Consider the following 1407-nt stretch of genomic DNA (forward strand, 5'->3'; position numbering starts at 1 on the left):
AAAAGATTAAAAGCAAAATCCCAGGGATTCCATCCCTGGACCCGGCCAGGGAGGTGCCCTCCCTGGACCCGCAATAGCTTTGGGCGGTGAATAGTTACAAAAGGCAAAAGATTAAAAAGCAAAATCCCAGGGATTCCATCCCTGGACACGGCCAGGGAGGTGCCCTCCCTGGACCCGCAATAGCTTTGGGCGGTGAATAAGTTACCAAACCTATAGCACTCCCCCACCCTAATCACAACAAGGCCTGCACGCTTGCCAGACTCCAATCAAGCAGTTTGCCAGGAAAAACACCCAGGACCAAAACCACCAGCGCGGTGACGGTCAGAATAAATTGATGGGCGAAGGAAAACTCCAAAGTGAAGTTTTGTTCTGCCGGTTCAAAATAGATGATCTTGACGATGCGCAGATAATAAAAGGCACCAATGGCCGCAAAGATGACACTGATGACCGCCAAGGTCAACAAGCCAGCTTTGACCGCAGCCATCAAAACATACAGCTTGGCAATAAAGCCTGCCAACGGAGGAATACCTGCCATGGAAAACATGAACATTGACATGGTAAAGGCAAGCAGAGGTCTCTTCTTGGCCAAACCTGCATAATCACTGATTTGATCACCAATACCCTGACGATTGAGCACCAGAAGCACACAAAATACCCCAAAAGACATAAAGAGGTAGGTAACCAAATAGAAGACGACACTTTGCTGACCCAGATGATTGCCCGTTGTCAGACCAATCAGCAAAAATCCCACATGGCCGATCGAAGAGTAGGCCAACAAACGTTTGATGTTGGTTTGCGCAATTGCACCCAAAGAACCAACAGCCAGAGAAAGTACCGCCAACAATTGAATCATCGGCGCCCAGTGCATCTGCAAAGAGCTGAATGCTTCTCCCAAAACTCGGAAAAAGATGGTGAAAGCTGCCACCTTGGGCATGACAGCAATGAAGGCAGTCACCGTGGTTGGTGCACCTTCATAGACATCTGGTGCCCACATGTGAAACGGAGCGGCAGCCACCTTAAAGCTGATACCAATGATCACCAAAGCGGCTCCCAGCAGCAAGACTGGGCTTACATGTTCAGCACCCTTGATTACCTGTGCAACCGCTGAAAAATGGGTGGTTCCAGTGGCACCATAGACCAGACTGATACCATAGAGCAAAATTCCTGAAGCAAGCGAACCCAGAATAAAATATTTGAGCCCTGCCTCACTGGAAGGCAAATGATCGCGTCGGTAGGCAGCCAACACATAGATAGAAAGGGACATCAACTCCAGTCCCAAATAGAGAACCAGAAAACTCCCTGCTGAAACCATAGCCATGGCTCCAATCAAGGAGGTTATCGACAACACATAATATTCACCGCTATCCAGATCATGCCGGCTGAGATACTCTTTGGCCATGAGCAGCG

General features: G+C 49.0%; 1 protein-coding gene. It reads right to left on the minus strand.

Features of this window, described 5'->3' with window-relative positions:
* Nucleotides 1-232 precede the first annotated feature (232 nt).
* On the minus strand, nt 233-1407 hold a 1175-nt coding region (locus EJP87_RS16385; protein WP_193771477.1), incomplete at its 5' end, for an NADH-quinone oxidoreductase subunit N.

This window comes from Candidatus Magnetaquicoccus inordinatus (assembly GCF_004217665.1).
GTDB classification, from domain to species: Bacteria; Pseudomonadota; Magnetococcia; order Magnetococcales; family Magnetaquicoccaceae; genus Magnetaquicoccus; species Magnetaquicoccus inordinatus.